At 71.8% G+C, this 15,186-nt stretch carries 15 protein-coding genes; 6 read left to right on the top strand and 9 right to left on the bottom strand.

Annotated features, from left to right (window positions below; translation table 11 throughout):
• Positions 1 to 84: 84 nt before the first annotated feature.
• From ACIPK4_RS21975 to ACIPK4_RS21965, 3 genes are all read right to left on the bottom strand, one after another.
• Complete coding sequence (locus tag ACIPK4_RS21975) at positions 85 to 888, bottom strand: STAS domain-containing protein (protein WP_402315048.1); 804 nt, start codon at positions 886 to 888, stop codon at positions 85 to 87.
• Between the two features lie 420 nt (positions 889 to 1,308).
• Entirely contained in the window at positions 1,309 to 2,229 is a 921-nt protein-coding gene (locus tag ACIPK4_RS21970) for a helix-turn-helix transcriptional regulator (protein ID WP_402315209.1), read from the bottom strand.
• 550 nt (positions 2,230 to 2,779) lie between these two features.
• On the bottom strand, positions 2,780 to 3,421 hold the full coding sequence (locus tag ACIPK4_RS21965) for a carbonic anhydrase (protein WP_402315046.1): 642 nt from the start codon (positions 3,419 to 3,421) through the stop codon (positions 2,780 to 2,782).
• A gap of 196 nt (positions 3,422 to 3,617) precedes the next feature.
• Between ACIPK4_RS21965 and ACIPK4_RS21960 the strand changes: the two genes are divergently transcribed.
• On the top strand, positions 3,618 to 4,574 hold the full coding sequence (locus ACIPK4_RS21960) for a TIGR03557 family F420-dependent LLM class oxidoreductase (protein WP_402315044.1): 957 nt from the start codon (positions 3,618 to 3,620) through the stop codon (positions 4,572 to 4,574).
• 61 nt (positions 4,575 to 4,635) lie between these two features.
• On the opposite strand, the gene ACIPK4_RS21955 is transcribed toward ACIPK4_RS21960, so the two are convergent.
• The 3 genes from ACIPK4_RS21955 to ACIPK4_RS21945 form a co-directional block, all read right to left on the bottom strand.
• Positions 4,636 to 4,986, bottom strand: coding sequence for an STAS domain-containing protein (locus tag ACIPK4_RS21955; RefSeq protein WP_402315043.1), 351 nt, complete (start codon positions 4,984 to 4,986; stop codon positions 4,636 to 4,638).
• Between the two features lie 133 nt (positions 4,987 to 5,119).
• Positions 5,120 to 5,515, bottom strand: coding sequence for a DUF2267 domain-containing protein (locus ACIPK4_RS21950; RefSeq protein WP_054222966.1), 396 nt, complete (start codon positions 5,513 to 5,515; stop codon positions 5,120 to 5,122).
• A gap of 142 nt (positions 5,516 to 5,657) precedes the next feature.
• Complete coding sequence (locus ACIPK4_RS21945) at positions 5,658 to 6,092, bottom strand: Hsp20/alpha crystallin family protein (RefSeq protein WP_054222965.1); 435 nt, start codon at positions 6,090 to 6,092, stop codon at positions 5,658 to 5,660.
• Positions 6,093 to 6,221: 129 nt separating this feature from the next.
• Here ACIPK4_RS21945 and ACIPK4_RS21940 point away from each other — a divergent pair, with 129 nt between their 5' ends.
• Together ACIPK4_RS21940 and ACIPK4_RS21935 are read left to right on the top strand one after the other, a co-directional pair.
• Positions 6,222 to 6,926 carry an HSP18 transcriptional regulator gene (locus ACIPK4_RS21940; RefSeq protein WP_402315041.1) on the top strand — a complete coding sequence of 235 codons (705 nt, stop codon included), beginning with the start codon at positions 6,222 to 6,224 and terminating at the stop codon, positions 6,924 to 6,926.
• A gap of 483 nt (positions 6,927 to 7,409) precedes the next feature.
• A complete protein-coding gene (locus ACIPK4_RS21935; RefSeq protein WP_402315039.1) occupies positions 7,410 to 7,685 on the top strand; it encodes an isoamylase early set domain-containing protein in 276 nt (91 codons plus the stop codon).
• An 86-nt stretch (positions 7,686 to 7,771) separates the two neighbouring features.
• On the opposite strand, the gene ACIPK4_RS21930 is transcribed toward ACIPK4_RS21935, so the two are convergent.
• Entirely contained in the window at positions 7,772 to 8,866 is a 1,095-nt protein-coding gene (locus tag ACIPK4_RS21930) for a glutamate--cysteine ligase (protein ID WP_402315037.1), read from the bottom strand.
• Positions 8,867 to 8,930: 64 nt separating this feature from the next.
• Positions 8,931 to 9,431: a metallophosphoesterase family protein gene (locus ACIPK4_RS21925; protein ID WP_402315035.1), complete on the bottom strand. Its 501-nt coding sequence runs from the start codon at positions 9,429 to 9,431 to the stop codon at positions 8,931 to 8,933.
• A gap of 50 nt (positions 9,432 to 9,481) precedes the next feature.
• Between ACIPK4_RS21925 and ACIPK4_RS21920 the strand changes: the two genes are divergently transcribed.
• Positions 9,482 to 10,465 carry a DUF6480 family protein gene (locus tag ACIPK4_RS21920; protein WP_402315033.1) on the top strand — a complete coding sequence of 328 codons (984 nt, stop codon included), beginning with the start codon at positions 9,482 to 9,484 and terminating at the stop codon, positions 10,463 to 10,465.
• A gap of 588 nt (positions 10,466 to 11,053) precedes the next feature.
• On the top strand, positions 11,054 to 12,271 hold the full coding sequence (locus ACIPK4_RS21915; protein WP_402315031.1) for a PP2C family protein-serine/threonine phosphatase: 1,218 nt from the start codon (positions 11,054 to 11,056) through the stop codon (positions 12,269 to 12,271).
• A 20-nt stretch (positions 12,272 to 12,291) separates the two neighbouring features.
• Here ACIPK4_RS21915 and ACIPK4_RS21910 read toward each other — a convergent pair whose 3' ends face one another.
• Complete coding sequence (locus ACIPK4_RS21910; RefSeq protein WP_402315029.1) at positions 12,292 to 13,311, bottom strand: glycosyltransferase family 9 protein; 1,020 nt, start codon at positions 13,309 to 13,311, stop codon at positions 12,292 to 12,294.
• 582 nt (positions 13,312 to 13,893) lie between these two features.
• Between ACIPK4_RS21910 and ACIPK4_RS21905 the strand changes: the two genes are divergently transcribed.
• Positions 13,894 to 15,168, top strand: coding sequence for an MFS transporter (locus tag ACIPK4_RS21905; protein ID WP_402315027.1), 1,275 nt, complete (start codon positions 13,894 to 13,896; stop codon positions 15,166 to 15,168).
• Positions 15,169 to 15,186: the final 18 nt, after the last annotated feature.

Genomic DNA, 15,186 nt, shown 5'->3' with positions numbered 1-15,186 from the left:
GCGCCTTCCCCGGAACACGGCTTCATGCACCCGGAAAGCGCTTGGGATCCTCCAGAGCATCGGCTGCCCGTTTCCGGATCGGCCTCAGCCGACGGTGTCCGGTTGGACGGAGACGGGTTTCGTGCCGGGCCCGTGTGAGGTGGTGCGGGCGAGGAGGGTGTGGACGAGGCGGACCGCGTCCTCGGCGTCGGTGAACTCAGCGGCGGAGGGGACGACGGTACCGAGGGCCTTTTCGCCCTCGGCGGTCAACGCCCGCCACTGCAGGACGGGTGCCAGGACCGTGGCGGTCCGGGCGAGGAACCAGGCCAGCTGGCCGTGGGTGTGGGCGATGCCGATGGCCAGGGCGGCGAGGGCTTCGCGCAGGCGTTCCAGGCGTTCGATGCCGGGGAGTACTTCCTGCAGGGTGGCAGGGCCGACGGCCTCGGCCAGGTGTGCGGAGGTGGAGTGCGCCAGGGCGATCTCATCGCGGGAGAGCTCCCACTGCCCGCTGCCGGCCTGCAGTTCGACCTGCGCGGCCAGGGCCGATGCCTGGATGCACATCCCTGTTCGGGTCAACTCGAGGGCGGGCTGGACGTCGAAGAGGCCGTAGGTGCCGGTGAGGTCCAGCAGGCGGGTGAACTGGGGCCCGGGGCCCGCGAGTCGGACGGCGATGCCCGCTGTGGCAGCGGCACGACGGGCCCGCAGGAACTCGTTGAGTCCGGCGCAGTCGCAGAAGCGGAGGCCCGAGCAGTCGACCACCAGCGTCATGGGCGCCTCGGCGCCGTCCAGCGCCTCGTTGAGAGCGCGGGCGAGCAGCGGCGCGCCGTCGAGGTCCGCTTCGCCCGTCAAGGCCAGCACGCGCGTGCCCGTGGGCGCCCTCGCGTGGCTGACGTGCAAGCCCGTGATCATGCCCGACTCCTGACACCGATGCTGCGCGACCGAGATCCCCCCTTCGACCTTGGCGTCTCACACGTCGCCCGTCAGCCTGCACAGCGAAGTCTCCGCAGCGACTCCGGGAGGCGCCGAAACGGCTGCGCCGCCGTGCCCGCCAAGGGCGCGGGGCGGCAATGGCGGGTTCGGACCGGACAGTGCGACGCGCCCGCGCTTCGTTTGCCGGACTGCCCCTCGCTCAAATGCGGCGGCGTGGCCGCCGACAAGGTTGGCCAGGCCGTCGGATCGGGCAAGCTGTCGAGTTACCCGGCCGCGGTGGTGTGGGAGTGGGACCGGTCGCGCGGTGGTGTGGGAGTGGGACCGGTCGGGGTGCCCGACACCGCCGGTCACCGCCGACGAAGGCCCGTGACCGTGACCTGCTCTCCGGCCGCTCCGCGGTCAGCCGCGCAGCGTCGAGCCGGGGGTGAGATCGTATGCCTCCCGGTAGGCCACGGCGAAGCGTCCCGGGTGGGCGAAGCCCCATCGCAGGGCTACGGCGGTGACGGTCGTGTGCGACGGCGACGCGGCCTTCAGGTCTTCATGGGCGCGGGCGAGGCGCACCCGGCGCAGATACCCCAGCGGTGTGGTCTGCGCGTGCCGGGAGAACGCGTACTGGACGGCGCGCGGCGTGACGGGGACCGAGGCTGCGATCTCGGCGAGGCCGATGTCGCGGTGCGCATTGTCCTCGATGAACGAGACGGCCCGACGCAGCGTGTCGCTGGTGCCGTCGCGCTCATCGGCCCGGCCGGCCTCGGCACCGCCGCCGGTGTGCGGCAGGCAGCTGAGGGTGGTGGCGGCCATGAGCCGGGCCGCGGCGCCCGTCAGGAGGGGCTGATCGGCGAAACCGGGCACGCGCAGCGTGGCGCGGATGTGGGCGACCGTGCGGCCCAGTAGCCTGTTGGCGGCCGGGCCGAGTGGTACCTGTCCCGTGAGCCGGACGGCTTCCGGCCCCTGGCCGACCTCCTCCAGCAGGCTGGTGTCGAACATCGTGACCGTGTAGCGGGCGGCACGGACCTCCCCCGCGTAGGGGCGGTCCGGCAGGGCGACGAGGAAGGTCTCCCCGGGACCGCAGGTCTCCTCACCGCTGGTGAGCACTCCGCGGTCGACCGTGATCAGACAGATCTTCTCCAGTGGCTGCGCGTCGTACGACATCGTGAAGTCGAAGGCGAGACGATCCACCGTGAGTTCGCCGACGGTACGCCGCTCGATGCGGGCTCCGGTGCGTTCGGGGACGCCGCCGATCGTCATGGGCGTGTACGAGGACGACAGGAACGCTTCCGTCTCCGCCAAGTTGTTGCTGCGAAACCGCGCCGGCCCCATGCTCACTCGCCCTCCTGCCCGGATCGTGATCCCAAGGGACGGGTGGCTGCCTCCGTGCATTGCGACCGTCGCGCACCGCCGCGATGCCTTCACAGGCCCCGCCCCACGCTGTCTCATATGCCCTGGGTCGCCCATCTCATCCGTCCATCATCCGCGACCGCGGACCGTCGGACGAGTGGGCCGCGAGGCATCGACAACGGCGCCTTTCGGCCTGACGAGGGGCGGCAGGGGCGAGCGACCGTACCTCCGCGTCCTCGCTCCGAGAGACGGGAGCCGCTGACACGATGCGCAGGTGGGGCGGGGTGCCAGCGCCGGAGCCGGGGGCGCTGTGCGGGCTGGCGGGTCACAGCCGCCCGCCGGACGCCGATCATCTGCGGCGAGCGGTCCCGTTTCGACGGCCGCCTGTGGGCCGGCGTCGTACGGGTTGCTGCTCCCCCGACAGGCAGGGCTGCGTCCTCGCACCCTGCCGGACAGGTGGGCCCGGGGCTCGGCACCGTCAACCGCTCCGCTGCGCGTCCCCGGACCTCTGCCTCGGCGGCCGAGCCGTACATCAGGTGCCGGTCGGAACCGCCGCGTCCAGGCCGCGGGAGGCGACGAGCTGTGCACTGCCGTCGACCAGCCGGTAGGACAGCCCCACTACGCCCAGACGGCCGGCGGCCACCCGCTCGGCCAGGACGCGGGAGCGTTCGAGCAGCAGGTCGACGGTGTGCTCGATGTGCTCGGCCAGTATCTCCTCGGCCGTCTCACGCCCGGCGGCGCGGGCCGCCAGCACGCTCGGCGTCACCCGTTCGACGACGTCACGGACGAAGCCGCCCGGCGTCTGCCCGTTCTCCAGGGCGGAGCAAGCCGCAGCAACGGCACCGCAGGAGTCGTGGCCGAGAACGACGACCAGCGGCGCGTCGAGGACGCTCACGCCGAACTCGATGGACCCCAGTACTTCTGTGCCGGCGACGTGCCCGGCGGTGCGCACCACGAACAGGTCACCCAGGCCGCGGTCGAAGATGATCTCAGCGGCCAGTCGGGAGTCGGAGCACCCGAACAGGACGGCGAACGGCTGCTGGGACGGTGCGATCTCGGTACGGCGGGCGGCGTCCTGGTTCGGATGCTCGGTGGCTCCGCGGACGAAGCGCTGGTTGCCGTCCATGAGCAGTTCGAATGCTTCGCGGGGCGTCGGAGTCTTGATCTCGGTCATGGTCGCAGCCTACGAGGCGGCGTCAGCCGCCGCAGCGCCTGGTCCCACCGGCCGCGGGGACTGGCCGCGCTTGCCGCCTTCGGCATCACCCTGACGGCCGTTGTGACTTAGGGCGGACCGGTGTCTTGGGGCGGCGGCGGGGTAGCCGCTGACGAGGGGCCCGCGCAGAGAACCAACTGATCGGGAGGACGAGACCATGACCGAATACGGCTACTTCCTGTCTTGCGAGGAGTTCACGCCCGGTGAGCTGTTGGACCAGGCACGACGCGCCGAGGAGGCGGGCTTCACGCGCCTGGCGATCTCCGACCATTACCACCCCTGGAACGAGGCCCAGGGCAGCAGCCCGTTCGTCTGGTCGATGATCGGCGCGCTGTCACAGGCCACCGCCCTGCCCGTCACGACCTTGGTCACGTGCCCGACGGTGCGCCTGCACCCTGCGGTCACCGCGCAGGCAGCCGCCACCTCCTCCGTTCTGCTCGGTGGACGCTTCGTCCTGGGAGTGGGGACCGGCGAGGCCCTGAACGAGCACATCCACGGCGATCACTGGCCTCCCTTCGACGAACGTGCCGCCATGCTGGAAGAGGCCGTCGCGGTCATGCGCGACCTGTTCGCCGGACGCCTCGTGAACCACCACGGCCGGCACTACACCGTCGACAACGCCCGCCTCTACACTCCGCCGGCAGGGCCTCTGCCCGTTTACGTGTCCGGGTTCGGGCCGAACGCGGCCGAGCTCGCCGGGCGGATCGGCGACGGTTTCGTCACCATGACACCCGACACCGATCTCGTCCGGGCGTTCCACCGGTCAGGTGGCCAGGGCAAACCGGTCATCGGCGGGCTCAAGGTCTGTTGGAACGCCGACCGGGAGAAAGCGATCGACACCGTGCACCGGCTGTGGCCGACCGAGCTGCTGCCCGGCGAGCTCGCCCAGATCCTGCCCACCCCCGCCCACTTCGAACAGGCCAGCGAGCTCGTCACCCGCGAGATGGTCGCCGGCTCCGTCACCTGCGGCAACGATCCCGACCAGCACATCCAGACCGCCCGTGCCTACTCCGAGGCCGGCTTCGACGAGGTCTACATCGGTCAGATCGGCGCCGACCAGGAAGCCTTCTTCGACGCCTACCGGCAGGACGTCCTGCCCGCCCTGCTCGGCTGACACGCCGCTTGCTCGCCGCCGCTGCCCGGGCCTCTGGGGCACCGCCGAGAACCGGGGCGTGTCAGAACGGGGGCACCGGCTCGACTTCGAACAGATCCGCGGCACCAGTGATCTTCAGCAGACGCGTGAACTGCTCCCTGGGGGCGGCGAGGTAGAGGTGCTGGCCGCTGTTGCCAGCGACGGCTCGTGCATGCAGGAACACGTTGAGGCCCGAGGAGTCGCAGAAGGACAGGTGCTGGAGATCGACAACGAGGTCGTGGGGACGCTGATCGCCGGAGAGGGCCGCGAGCAGCACCTTTCGGAGGTCATCGGCCCGGGCGAGGTCCATTTCTCCGTGGGGGCGGACAACCGTTGTGGTGCCATGGACCTCGACGGCGATGCCTTCGCTGCCGGCCGGCTGCTCATCGTGCACGCATCATGTCCTTCCGCAGGGTTTTGATCAGCGCAGAAAGCCGATGCGGGGGGGCGGGGCAGGCGGACGGCTGCGCGGCCCGCGTGTGGCGGTCCCGTCAGCTCTGCGGGGGGCCGGTCTCGGCCGGTGGTGGTCAGGTGGGTTGGGGCTGGCCGAAGAGGAGGTCGTAGCCGGGCGGGAGCTGCAGGAGGACCTCGCGGGTGAGGGAGTCCCCCGCGGCTGCGGCCGCGGTGGACAGGACCGCCCCGATGTCCCACAGGGCCGTCTCCTCGGTGGCGCCCTCGATCCAGGCCGCGGTCGCACGGACGAAGCGCTGCGGCGACAGCGGCTCCGCGGCCTGCAAGGGGTTCAGCAGGATCAGCGCGTAGGTTTCGGGGAGCCGGGCAGCGAGCTCGGCCCGGACACTGCCGACCAGATGGGCGCCCAGCAGCGCCAGGACCACACGCGCGGCACGATCAGCTTCCTGCGTGGTCTCGTACTCGCCTCGTTCCTGGACGTGGGCCAGGAACGACTCGCTGCGCATCGACATCACGTCACCTCCGATGAGGGGTGAAGAGGGCGAAGGGTCGCGGAGGGCGGGTGCCGGAGGGAGATCGGATCCCCCCGCCCTCCGCGGGCTCGTGCCGGCTCATGCCGGCTCGTCCCGGCTCGTGCCGACTCGTGCCGGGGCTTCAGCCGGAGATCTGCTTGCGGCCGGACTCGCCGCCGATGCTGATCTTGCGGGGCCTGGCGGGCTCGGCGATCGGGATGCGCAGGGTCAGCACACCCGCTTCGTAGCCGGCCTCGATGTGCTCGGTGTCGAGGGTGTCAGCCAGCATGATCTGGCGGGAGAAGACACCGAGCGGCCGCTCGGAGAGTTCCATCTTCGCGGAGTCGGCCTTCGCGACCGGGCGGCGCTCCGCCTTCACGGTCAGCATGTTCCGCTCGACGTCGATGTCGATCGCCTCGGTGCTCACACCGGGCAGGTCGAACGCGATCACGTACTCGTCGCCCTCGCGGTAGGCGTCCATCGGCATGACCGAAGGCTTCGACCACGTACCCGACGTACCCGACAGCTGCTGGACGATCCGGTCCATCTCGCGGAACGGGTCGGTGCGCATCAACATCGCGAAACACCTCCATTGGTTCAGGCAGAAACTGCCAATGCGCTTCAACGTGCTTCCGTTGTAACATGTCATCCGAACGATGACAAGCAGGGTGTCGTCTGGAGGATGACACTGAGACGGAGAACTCCCATGCGCGAAGAACCACAGCCGGCCGCGCCGGTCCCCTTTCTCGCCGCCGCGGCGGCACTGGAAGCCATCAGCCAGACCGTGAAGGGCGCCCAGCAGCAGTCCGAAAAGTCGCCGACGGCCGCAGCGCCACCCACTGCCGACGCCGGCCCGCACCCCGCTCTGGCCGCACTCCTGATGCTGCGCGAAGTCCGGGAACAGCTCGCCGGCTGGGAAAGCGGACTCATCGAAACTGCCCGGGGCCAAGGCGCGAGCTGGGCAGACCTCGCAAGCCCCCTCGGCGTCGCCAGCCGACAAGCAGCCGAACGCCGCTACCTGCGGCTGCGCCCCGGCGCAGCCGGCAGCACCGGCGAGGAACGCGTCCAGGCAACCCGCGACACCCGCGCCGCCGACCGCAGTGTGACCATGTGGGCCCGCACCAACGCCGCCGACCTCCGCAGCCTCGCCGGACAGGTCACCGCCCTCACCGACCTTCCCACCAGCGCCCAAGACGCGGTCGGCGAGCTGAACCGGGCCCTCGCCGACAACGACCCGGCCCGCCTGGTGCAACCCCTGGCCGCGGCCCGCGCCCATCTACGGCCCCAGGACGCCGGCCTCGCCGAACGCATCGACGCCCTGACCCGGCACACAGAACAGCTCCGCCAGGACACCCGCGAGCAGCGGAGCGCCCCGGACGACTTCCGCGGACGGGGACCGACCGGCCGCTGACAGGCGGGAAGCGGCGTACACGGCCGACCGCACCGCTCTGGAAGCCCTGGAAGCCCTGGAAGCCCTGGAAAAGTCCCTCGCCGAAGTCCGGGCCGCCTCTCGGCCAGGCGGTCAGACCGGCTGGAACACCGGCGCTCGGTCGCCCCGGCCAACTGACTGCCGCCCTGGCCGCGGTCCGGCGTGAGGGCCGGCCCGGCAACGATCGGTGGGGCGGGCTTCTGTTCGCCCTCGGTGACGACCGTGCCGCCGTTCCGACGTCGGGCCCGCCGCGCGTCTTTTCGTGAAGTCCTCCCGCTGGTCCCGACGACCGGACGTACGGCACGGCGGCAGCTCTGAGCCGTGCGACACAGGCCAGTACATGCCTACATGCCCGACAGCTGACCGAGTGAGAGCCCGGGCCTCGTGGGCGCGTCCGGTCCCGTGGCACAGGCGCTGAGAGAAAGATGTGGGGCCGTCGATCTCCTACATGACCGGAGTCTTTTCGTGCTCGAACGCAAGCGGCTCAAGAACCACACCCAGGTCACCTTCGTCCTCCCCGAGGGCACCCCGCCCGGGCCTGTCAGTGTCGTCGGAGACTTCAACCACTGGGACCCCGCCGCCCACCCCCTCGCGCCTCGCGGAGACGGCATGCGAGCCGCCAGCGTCGCTCTCCCCGCCGGCGGCACCCACGCCTTCCGCTACCTCGCCGCCGGCGACTACTGGTTCGACGACACCGACGCCGACCACCACGACGGCACCAACAGCCACCTCCGCACCTGACTGCTCCGCGCCCTGTAGGTCGCACGCGACACCGGACTGTCGCCGCCGCGACCGGCCCGCTCGGTCATGGCGCCTGACCCAGCGACTCAGTCGGACGCGGCGGCACCCGTCAGCAGATCGAGCAGCCCCGGCAGCCCGCCCTCGGTCAGGGCCCGGCGCTGGCCGTCGGCCGCGGTGCCGTCCCGCAGGAGCCGGTGCACGAGCGCACTGACCACCCGGAGATCCCCGGCCTCCTCCAGCGCAGGCGCGATGTGGTCGAGCAGCGCGTAGAGAACGTCGCCGCTGCTGTGCGGGCGGCCGAGCGGATCCAGCAATGTGCCGTTCAAACCGTGTCGGGCCGCCTGCCAGTTGGCAACCTGCACCAACTCCGGTGGCGTGACGGACAACCGCGCGCCCGCCTTCTCCTCCGCGATCGCCGTGGCGACCATTGCGCGGACGATACCGGCGAACATGACGGCATCATCGGCCCGGATCTGGACGTCCGCGCAGCGCACCTCGACGGTGGGGTAGCGGTCGGACAGACGGGCCTGCCAGTAGACCTGCCCGCGGTCGGCGATGACACCCGAGGCCACCAGCGCCTCCACCCGCTGCTCGTGGTCGGCGAGCCCCTCGAAATGCGGCGGCGGTCCGCTGACGGGCCACCGGCCGAACACGAGGGTGCGCCAGCTCGCAAAGCCCGTGTCCCGGCCGTCCCAGAAGGGCGAGTTGGCGGACATGGCCAGCAGGGTCGGCAGCCAGCCGCGGATCCGGTTCAGCACCGCCACACCCGTCTCCCGATCGGGGATTCCGGCGTGGACGTGCATTCCGCAGATGAGCTGTTCGTCGACGAGCTGCCGCGCCTCCCCCTCCATCTTCAAGTAGCGCGGGGTTCGGGTGACGGGTACAGGCACGGCGCCACGCAGCGGCGCCGCCCCCGTGGCGGCGATCCGGCAACCGTTCGCCTCTGCCGCCGAGCCCACGGCATGGCGCAGGCGCAGGAGGTGGCCCCCCACTTCCTCCAGGTTCCAGCACACGGGGGTGGCGACCTCGATCTGGGCCTGCAGGAGCTCGTCCTGGACCTCGTCGACTTCTGCGAAGGGCCCGATGCCGGCCGTGCGCCGGACGTCCTCCACGACGGGCATCGGCGCCCCCGTAACCGGATCCACGAGCAAGTACTCTTCTTCTACACCTACGGTGATCACACCACGCGACTACCCGGCTCCGGCATGATCACCCCCAGGGTCATCCGAGACGCGCGGGGAACAGTCAGCCCTTAGGGGGCAACCGGTGGAGTGTGACGTCGCGGATCGTCCCGTCCTCGACCGTCACGGTCATGAACGTGCAGAAGGGCTGCCGCCTCCGATCCGTGGAGGAGCCCGGATTGAGCAGGCGCAGGCCACCCACCGTGGAATCCCAGGGAATGTGGCTGTGGCCGAACACGAGGACGTCCACATCGGGGAACCGTTCGACGCAGCGCCTTTCGCGTCCACCGGCCGCGCCCGTCTCGTGCACGACCGCGAACCGCAGCCCGGCCAGCTCTGCGCGGGCGACCTCGGGGAGCCTGCCGCGCAACGGGGGGCCGTCGTTGTTGCCGTACACGCCGATCAGCCGACGGGACCGGGATTCGAGCACGTCGAGTGTGGCCTCGTCCACCCAGTCCCCGGCGTGAAGGACGGCGTCGGCGTCATCCACGGCCGCCAGCAGGGCCTGAGGAAGCGTTCGGGCGCGGGTGGGAACATGCGTATCGGACGTCAGCAGCAACCGCATACGGGAAAGGGTAGGGCCGCGCGCCCACACCTGTGCCGCGCCGCCCGTCCATGGCGCGCCCAACCGGCTGGTGCGCGCGGAGGTGGCCGAGGTGGCCGAGGTGCCCGCCGGGGTACACCGCTACCGGACCCGGGCCGCTTGGGGCCGCTCGGGGTGCGTCGTGCGGTCAGGCGCGTGCGGGCGGGCGGGCGCCGCCACCCACGGCATGCTCTTCACGCTGCGTCGTCATTCGAGCGGCCGCCCGCCCTCTGGTCGCTGGTGACCGGTCCGCTTCCCGCCCGGGCGCGGTCCACTCGGTCCGGGTCCGCGGGCGGCCCGGCACCCGTGCCAGTCCGGGACGGAACGCCCGGCGCGCGGCCGTGCTCGTCCACCGCAGCTCCTCTGTCGGGAAGCGGCAGGGAGTTCGCATTCTGGTTCGGGGCCTTCCTGCCCATGGTCATCAGCCTCCTCCTACCCCTCCGTCGGGCGCCTTCCCGGGCCGGCAGGGGAGAAACGCGAGCCGGCGCGTCCGCGGCGATCCGGCCTCGGCGGCCGGGTGGCGCGGGGCGCCGTCCACGCAGGACGACCGTTGGCACCGTGCAGTTCGAGCCGGTCGCGCACGGTCTCGGCTCGGGGCGTGCCGGTGGGTCCCGTACAGGGCGTCCCAGTCCATGCGCTCGCGCAGCGTGCGGGCCATGGGAAGGAGGCCCCGACGGGACCCTGGAAAAGGGTGTCGCCTCCGCCGGGTGGCCCGCCGTCCGCCGCTCCGGGCAACCCGCTCGTCTGACGCGCATAGGGGACCTGATCCCGGGGAGACGCCGCGCATGGACACCAACACTCCTGACCCGCGTTCCCGTGCCGCTCCCGACTTCCAGGGCCCTGTCCCGGTGCCGCCGGGTGAGACGCCACCGGCTGAGTCCGGCACCGGCCCGGCCACCGGGCCGTACCGTCCGCTCGTGCGCGGCTGGGGAAAGGGCCCCCTCGTGCTCATCATCGCCCTCGCGGTGATCGTCGCCCTGTTCTTCCTGGCGTACGGCATCATGCTCGCCCTCTGACGAGAATCCGTGACGACCGACTCGGAGGTCGCCCGACGGACTACGCGGTGAGCCATCAGGTCGAGCCCTGCCGCGGCCCGCCGTTTCGGGCGTCCACCAGTGCGCGCGACGACGGGACGGGGACCGGCCGGTGCGTCGGGCCCTCCCGCCCGAGGTGCTGGCGCGCCCTCCCGCCCGAGGTGCTGGCGCGCACCGGCCCGGCGGTCTCGTGGAATCGCGGCGGCCGGCCTGCCGTCCTCCTGAAGGAGAACGGTCCGCACGGTCGCCGGCGAGGAGTGAGCGCGGTGGTACTACTGGGTAGGCACGCTCTTGGCCCCTGGGATATCCGCGCTGCCGAGTCCCCTTCCGCGGGGGGCACCCCGGTACGGGCCAGTGAGCGACCCGCACCGCCGCCCCGCCCGGCACCCATCAGACCCGTCCGACATAAGTACGCTCGGCGCGCTCTTGCGTCGGGCATGTTCCCGTCTGCGGGTGCACATGCCGTGTCGAGTCGCCGCAGGCCGGTTCATTGCAGAGGATGGGTAGCGGTTCCTCATCCCGGAAGGGGCGGCATTCGGTGGCTCGGCGCTGTAGTGGATCAGGATCCTGGTGAGCGGCGCGCTGCAGGGCGGGAACGCGCAGGCGCTGGGGCCGGTACTGGCGTGGGTACTGGAACGCTCCCACCAGGTCTCGGCTCTTGAGGTGGCAGGGCTGATCGACGAGGCGGCCGGCCGCCTGGGGATCGGATCAACCCGGCTGTTCCTGGCCGATCTCCAGCAGCAGCGGCTCACTCCGCTGCCTCAGCCCGGAACTCCCGTGGCGAACGCTCGGTCGGGGCCGGAAGGTCTCGACATCGACGGATCCCTGGCCGGTTTGGCGTACAGGAGCGAGAGGGTCCAGGTGGCACGCGGCGAGGGGTTCGCCTGGTTCCCGATGGTCGACGGGGTCGAAAGAATCGGGGTGATGAGGGCGTTCTGTCCGCGCCCGGTAGAGGACGTCATGGAGGTGGGCCTGGCGCTGGCGACCATGGCCACGCTCCTCGTGATCTCCAAGTCCTCCCACAACGACTTGATCATCGCGCGCGAGCGGATCACACCGATGAGTGTTCAGGCCGAGTTGCTGTGGGCTTTCCTACCCCCGCGTACCATCGGCACCGGCCACGCCACTTCCGCCGCCGTCCTGGAACCGGCCTACGACATCGGAGGTGATGCCTTCGACCACACGTTCACCGACGGAGTTCTCCACCTGACGTTGCTCGATGCGATGGGCCACGACCTCGCCTCCGGAGGTGCCAGCGCCGCAGGCATCGCTGCGTGCCGCTCCACACGCCGTGCCGGTGGGACCCTCCCCGACATCGCCACCGCCATCGACCGCACCCTGAAGCAGTGGATCCCGGACCGGCTCATGACCGCCGTCATCGCCGCGCTCGACACCCACCGTGGCGAATTCACCTGGGTCAACTGCGGCCACCCGCCCCCCTTGCTGATCCGGGACGGCCACGTGCTGCCTCATGCCCTGGAACGCGAGTCACAGCTGCCCCTGGGGCTCGGCTTCCACACCCAGAAGCCCCCCGTCCAGCATCTGGCCCGGCTGCAGCCCGGCGACCGCGTTCTCATCTACAGCGACGGTGTCACCGAAGCCCGCTCCCCCACCGGTGACCTCTACGGCGAAGACCGGCTGGCCGACACCGTCATCCGCGCCCTCGCCTCAGGGCACAACCCTCCCGAAGTACTGCGCCGCCTCGTCCACGGCCTTCTCACCCACCACGAACACCGCCTCCGTGACGACGCCACCATCCTCCTCACCCAATGGCATCCTGCCCACTGAACCTCTGCCTGGCGTCCCGTTCAAGGACAGTGGCTGAGCACCGCCTCGACCACCTGGCCGACGGTGATGCGCAGGAGCCGGGCGTCGGGCAGCGACGCGTGGGCGTCGCCCGGCCGCAGGGGGTCCTCACCTGCGCGGGGACACCACAGGACCCGGTGTTTCGCGTGGGGTGGCGGGCCCCACAGACGGGGGGCCACAGGGCCGAAGAGGACGACGGACGGGGTACCCAGAGCTGTCGCGAGGTGCGCCAGACCCGTGTCACCGACCAGGACGCAGCGCGCGTCTGCGACCAGTGCGCAGAGCTCGTCGAAGGGCACGTCGGCGGCGCCGCCGACGACCGCCCGCTCAGACAGTCCGCCCTCCCTCGCCACCCGTCGCGCCAGCGCCCCCTCGCCCGCGCCCGCTGTGATGACCACGTCCTCGCCCGCTCGGCGCAGGGCGCGTACGACCGCTGCGAAGCGTTCCGGTGGCCACCGGCGAGACCCGGCGTCCGCGCCGGGGTGGACGACGACGGCACCCGGTGCGGGCGACGCACCTGACGGCGCGGCGATGGACAGGTCCGCGGGATCGGCCTCGATGCCGTACCAGCGCAGCAGGCGGCACCAGCGCTCCCGCTCGTGCTCGTCTTCGCGCCACTCGGGTCCGGGAACGTCCGGGGTCTTCACGTGCCGGTAGGCGATCAGCCGACGCGGCCGCAGCCGTTGGAGGAGCAAGTGGCTGGGTGGCCCGTTCCCGTGCAGGTCCACGGCCAGCTCCGGCGGCGGTCCGTGCCAGCTCAGCCCGGCGGGCACAGCACGTCCACGTGCGGTCGTGGGCAGGGCACGGTCCACGAGGCCGGTGGCGACGGCTACGGTGCCCACCCGGTCGGGCGCGGCCAGGACGATCTCGCACCCCGGCATGCTCCTGCGCAGCGCCCGCAGGCAGGGCACCACCGTCAGCAGGTCGCCGAGGCCCAGGGCCCGGAGAACCAGGACCCGCGGGCGGCTGTCCGCGGACACCTGCTCCGTCGGAGCGGGGTGCGGCCGCTCGTGCACACTCATGAGTTCCTCCCGCAGCTCGTAAGGGGGCGGGCGGGTGACCGGCCGCCTTCGCCAGGGGGGGGTCCGCCTCTGGGCGGTGCTCCCTCCCACGTTGCTGCCGGCCGCGGCGACCGTGGGAAGCCGCGCCACGCGGCTGCCGCACTCCACTGTCCCGAGAACGGTCACCCGGGGCACGCCGGATTAGGCTGCACGGACCCGGGCCGGCTCCGCGCGGGTTCGGGGCCGGCTCCGGACCGACTCCGGGCGAGTTCCGGGCCGGCTCCGCGCGGCCGCTGTGAGCAAACACACCGGCTGCCCCCTCGGCCTTGGCATGCCGGGGCCCCGGCCTTGCCGCCGGACCGTCGGGCGCCTCAGGTCGCCGATCCGGGCGAGAGGCTCTGTCACCATGGTCCGCGGGACCGTTCCCCCCCTTCTGCTGCCGTGCGCCATCGTGCGCGTCGGCGGTGCGGAGCGCCCCGCCCCCGCCCGCCTCTTGCGCTTCGCGCTCCGTCCTGGGTCATTCCTGTGTCTGCGACCGTCTCCACGTCCTCTTCCGCCCCGACTCCCAACCGCTCTCCGTGGCGGTCCCTCCGCTACCGCAGCATGCGCTGGTGGACCGTCGCGAACTTCGTGTCCAACGCGGGCACCTGGATGCAGCTGACGGTGCAGAACCTTCTGGTCCTCCAGATCACGGGATCGGCCGCCGCCACCGGCCTGTCCGTCTCCATTCAGATGGCACCCGGCCTGCTCCTCGGCCTGACCGGCGGCGCGGCCGTCGACCGCTGGCCCCTCAAGCTGACTGCCGCCGTCTCACAGGCCCTGCTCGGTGCGGTGGCGCTGGTGACGGCCGTGCTCGTCGCGTGGGGCCGCCTCGACCTCCCGGTCCTGCTGGCGCTGGCCGCGGTGACCGGCCTGATAGCCACCGTCGACGGCCCCGCGTGCTCGTTGCTCGGCAATGACCTCGTCCGCGCCCCCGACGTGCCCTCCGCCATCGGAGTGGGCTCGCTCGTCCACAGCGCGGGGCGGCTCGCGGGCGCCGCCCTCGCCGGTGTGGCCGTCGGCTTCCTCGGCACCGCGGCGGCCTACGCGGCCAACGGTCTGTCGTTCGTGTTCGTGGCCTGCGTGATCCCCTTCCTCAAGGCAGCGCGCCCCTCCGAGGTCACCCACCGGGTCGTCCCCGCTCCCGCTCCGGCTGCGCCGCCGGCGGCCGAAGCGGTCACGGCGCGAAGCATGAGCGCCCGGGAGGGGCTCGCGTTCTTCATGCGGCGCCCCCGGCTCGTCGCACTCGCCGCACTCAACGGGGTCAGTGCGCTGTTCGGCCGCAACTACTCCCTCACCCTGGTGGTGCTGGTCACCGGTCCCCTCGCCGGCGACGCGGGTTCCTTCAGCAAGGTTTCCACGGTGCTCGCCGTCGGCGGGATCATCGGTGCCGTCCTGGGTGCCCGGCTGCGCACGCCGAGCGTGCGCGTGGTGGCCGCCCTGACCCTGGCCGGGGCCCTCCTGCAGGTCCTGGCCGGCCTGGCCCCCTCCCTGCTGGTGCTCCTGGTCGTCGTCCTGCCCATGGCGGTGGCGGAATCCGTCGGGGACACCGCCCAGTCCACGGTGCTCCAGACCGACCCGCCCGCGTACATGCGGGGACGCGTGCTCGGTGCCTGGTCCAGCATCCGCACCGTCTGGGGCCTGGCGGCGCCGCCGATGCTGGGACTGTGCATGGAGCTGGCCGGTGTACGGGCCACGCTGATCACGGGCGGGCTGGTCATCGCGGCGTTCGTGACCACGGGCTACCTGCTGAAGGGACGCAGGCCGCGCGGCGGGGCGCTCATACCGATGACGGAGGCGGCCCTCCCAGCCCGTGCCCGGCTGAGCACCGCCGCCTGATCGGGCGGCCGCGACGGC

Source organism: Streptomyces sp. NPDC086989 (assembly GCF_044745505.1).
GTDB lineage: Bacteria > Actinomycetota > Actinomycetes > Streptomycetales > Streptomycetaceae > Streptomyces.
Note: the sequence above shows the minus strand (reverse complement) of the source record. Positions and strands in the feature narration are given on the sequence as shown.

Coding starts and splice junctions, on each gene's coding strand:
- ACIPK4_RS21975 (WP_402315048.1), bottom strand. CDS start 888: ATGATCACGGGCTTGCACGTCAGCCACGCGAGGGCGCCCACGGGCACG.
- ACIPK4_RS21970 (WP_402315209.1), bottom strand. CDS start 2,229: ATGGGGCCGGCGCGGTTTCGCAGCAACAACTTGGCGGAGACGGAAGCG.
- ACIPK4_RS21965 (WP_402315046.1), bottom strand. CDS start 3,421: ATGACCGAGATCAAGACTCCGACGCCCCGCGAAGCATTCGAACTGCTC.
- ACIPK4_RS21960 (WP_402315044.1), top strand. CDS start 3,618: ATGACCGAATACGGCTACTTCCTGTCTTGCGAGGAGTTCACGCCCGGT.
- ACIPK4_RS21950 (WP_054222966.1), bottom strand. CDS start 5,515: ATGTCGATGCGCAGCGAGTCGTTCCTGGCCCACGTCCAGGAACGAGGC.
- ACIPK4_RS21945 (WP_054222965.1), bottom strand. CDS start 6,092: ATGTTGATGCGCACCGACCCGTTCCGCGAGATGGACCGGATCGTCCAG.
- ACIPK4_RS21940 (WP_402315041.1), top strand. CDS start 6,222: ATGCGCGAAGAACCACAGCCGGCCGCGCCGGTCCCCTTTCTCGCCGCC.
- ACIPK4_RS21925 (WP_402315035.1), bottom strand. CDS start 9,431: ATGCGGTTGCTGCTGACGTCCGATACGCATGTTCCCACCCGCGCCCGA.
- ACIPK4_RS21920 (WP_402315033.1), top strand. CDS start 9,482: ATGGCGCGCCCAACCGGCTGGTGCGCGCGGAGGTGGCCGAGGTGGCCG.
- ACIPK4_RS21910 (WP_402315029.1), bottom strand. CDS start 13,311: ATGAGTGTGCACGAGCGGCCGCACCCCGCTCCGACGGAGCAGGTGTCC.
- ACIPK4_RS21905 (WP_402315027.1), top strand. CDS start 13,894: ATGCGCTGGTGGACCGTCGCGAACTTCGTGTCCAACGCGGGCACCTGG.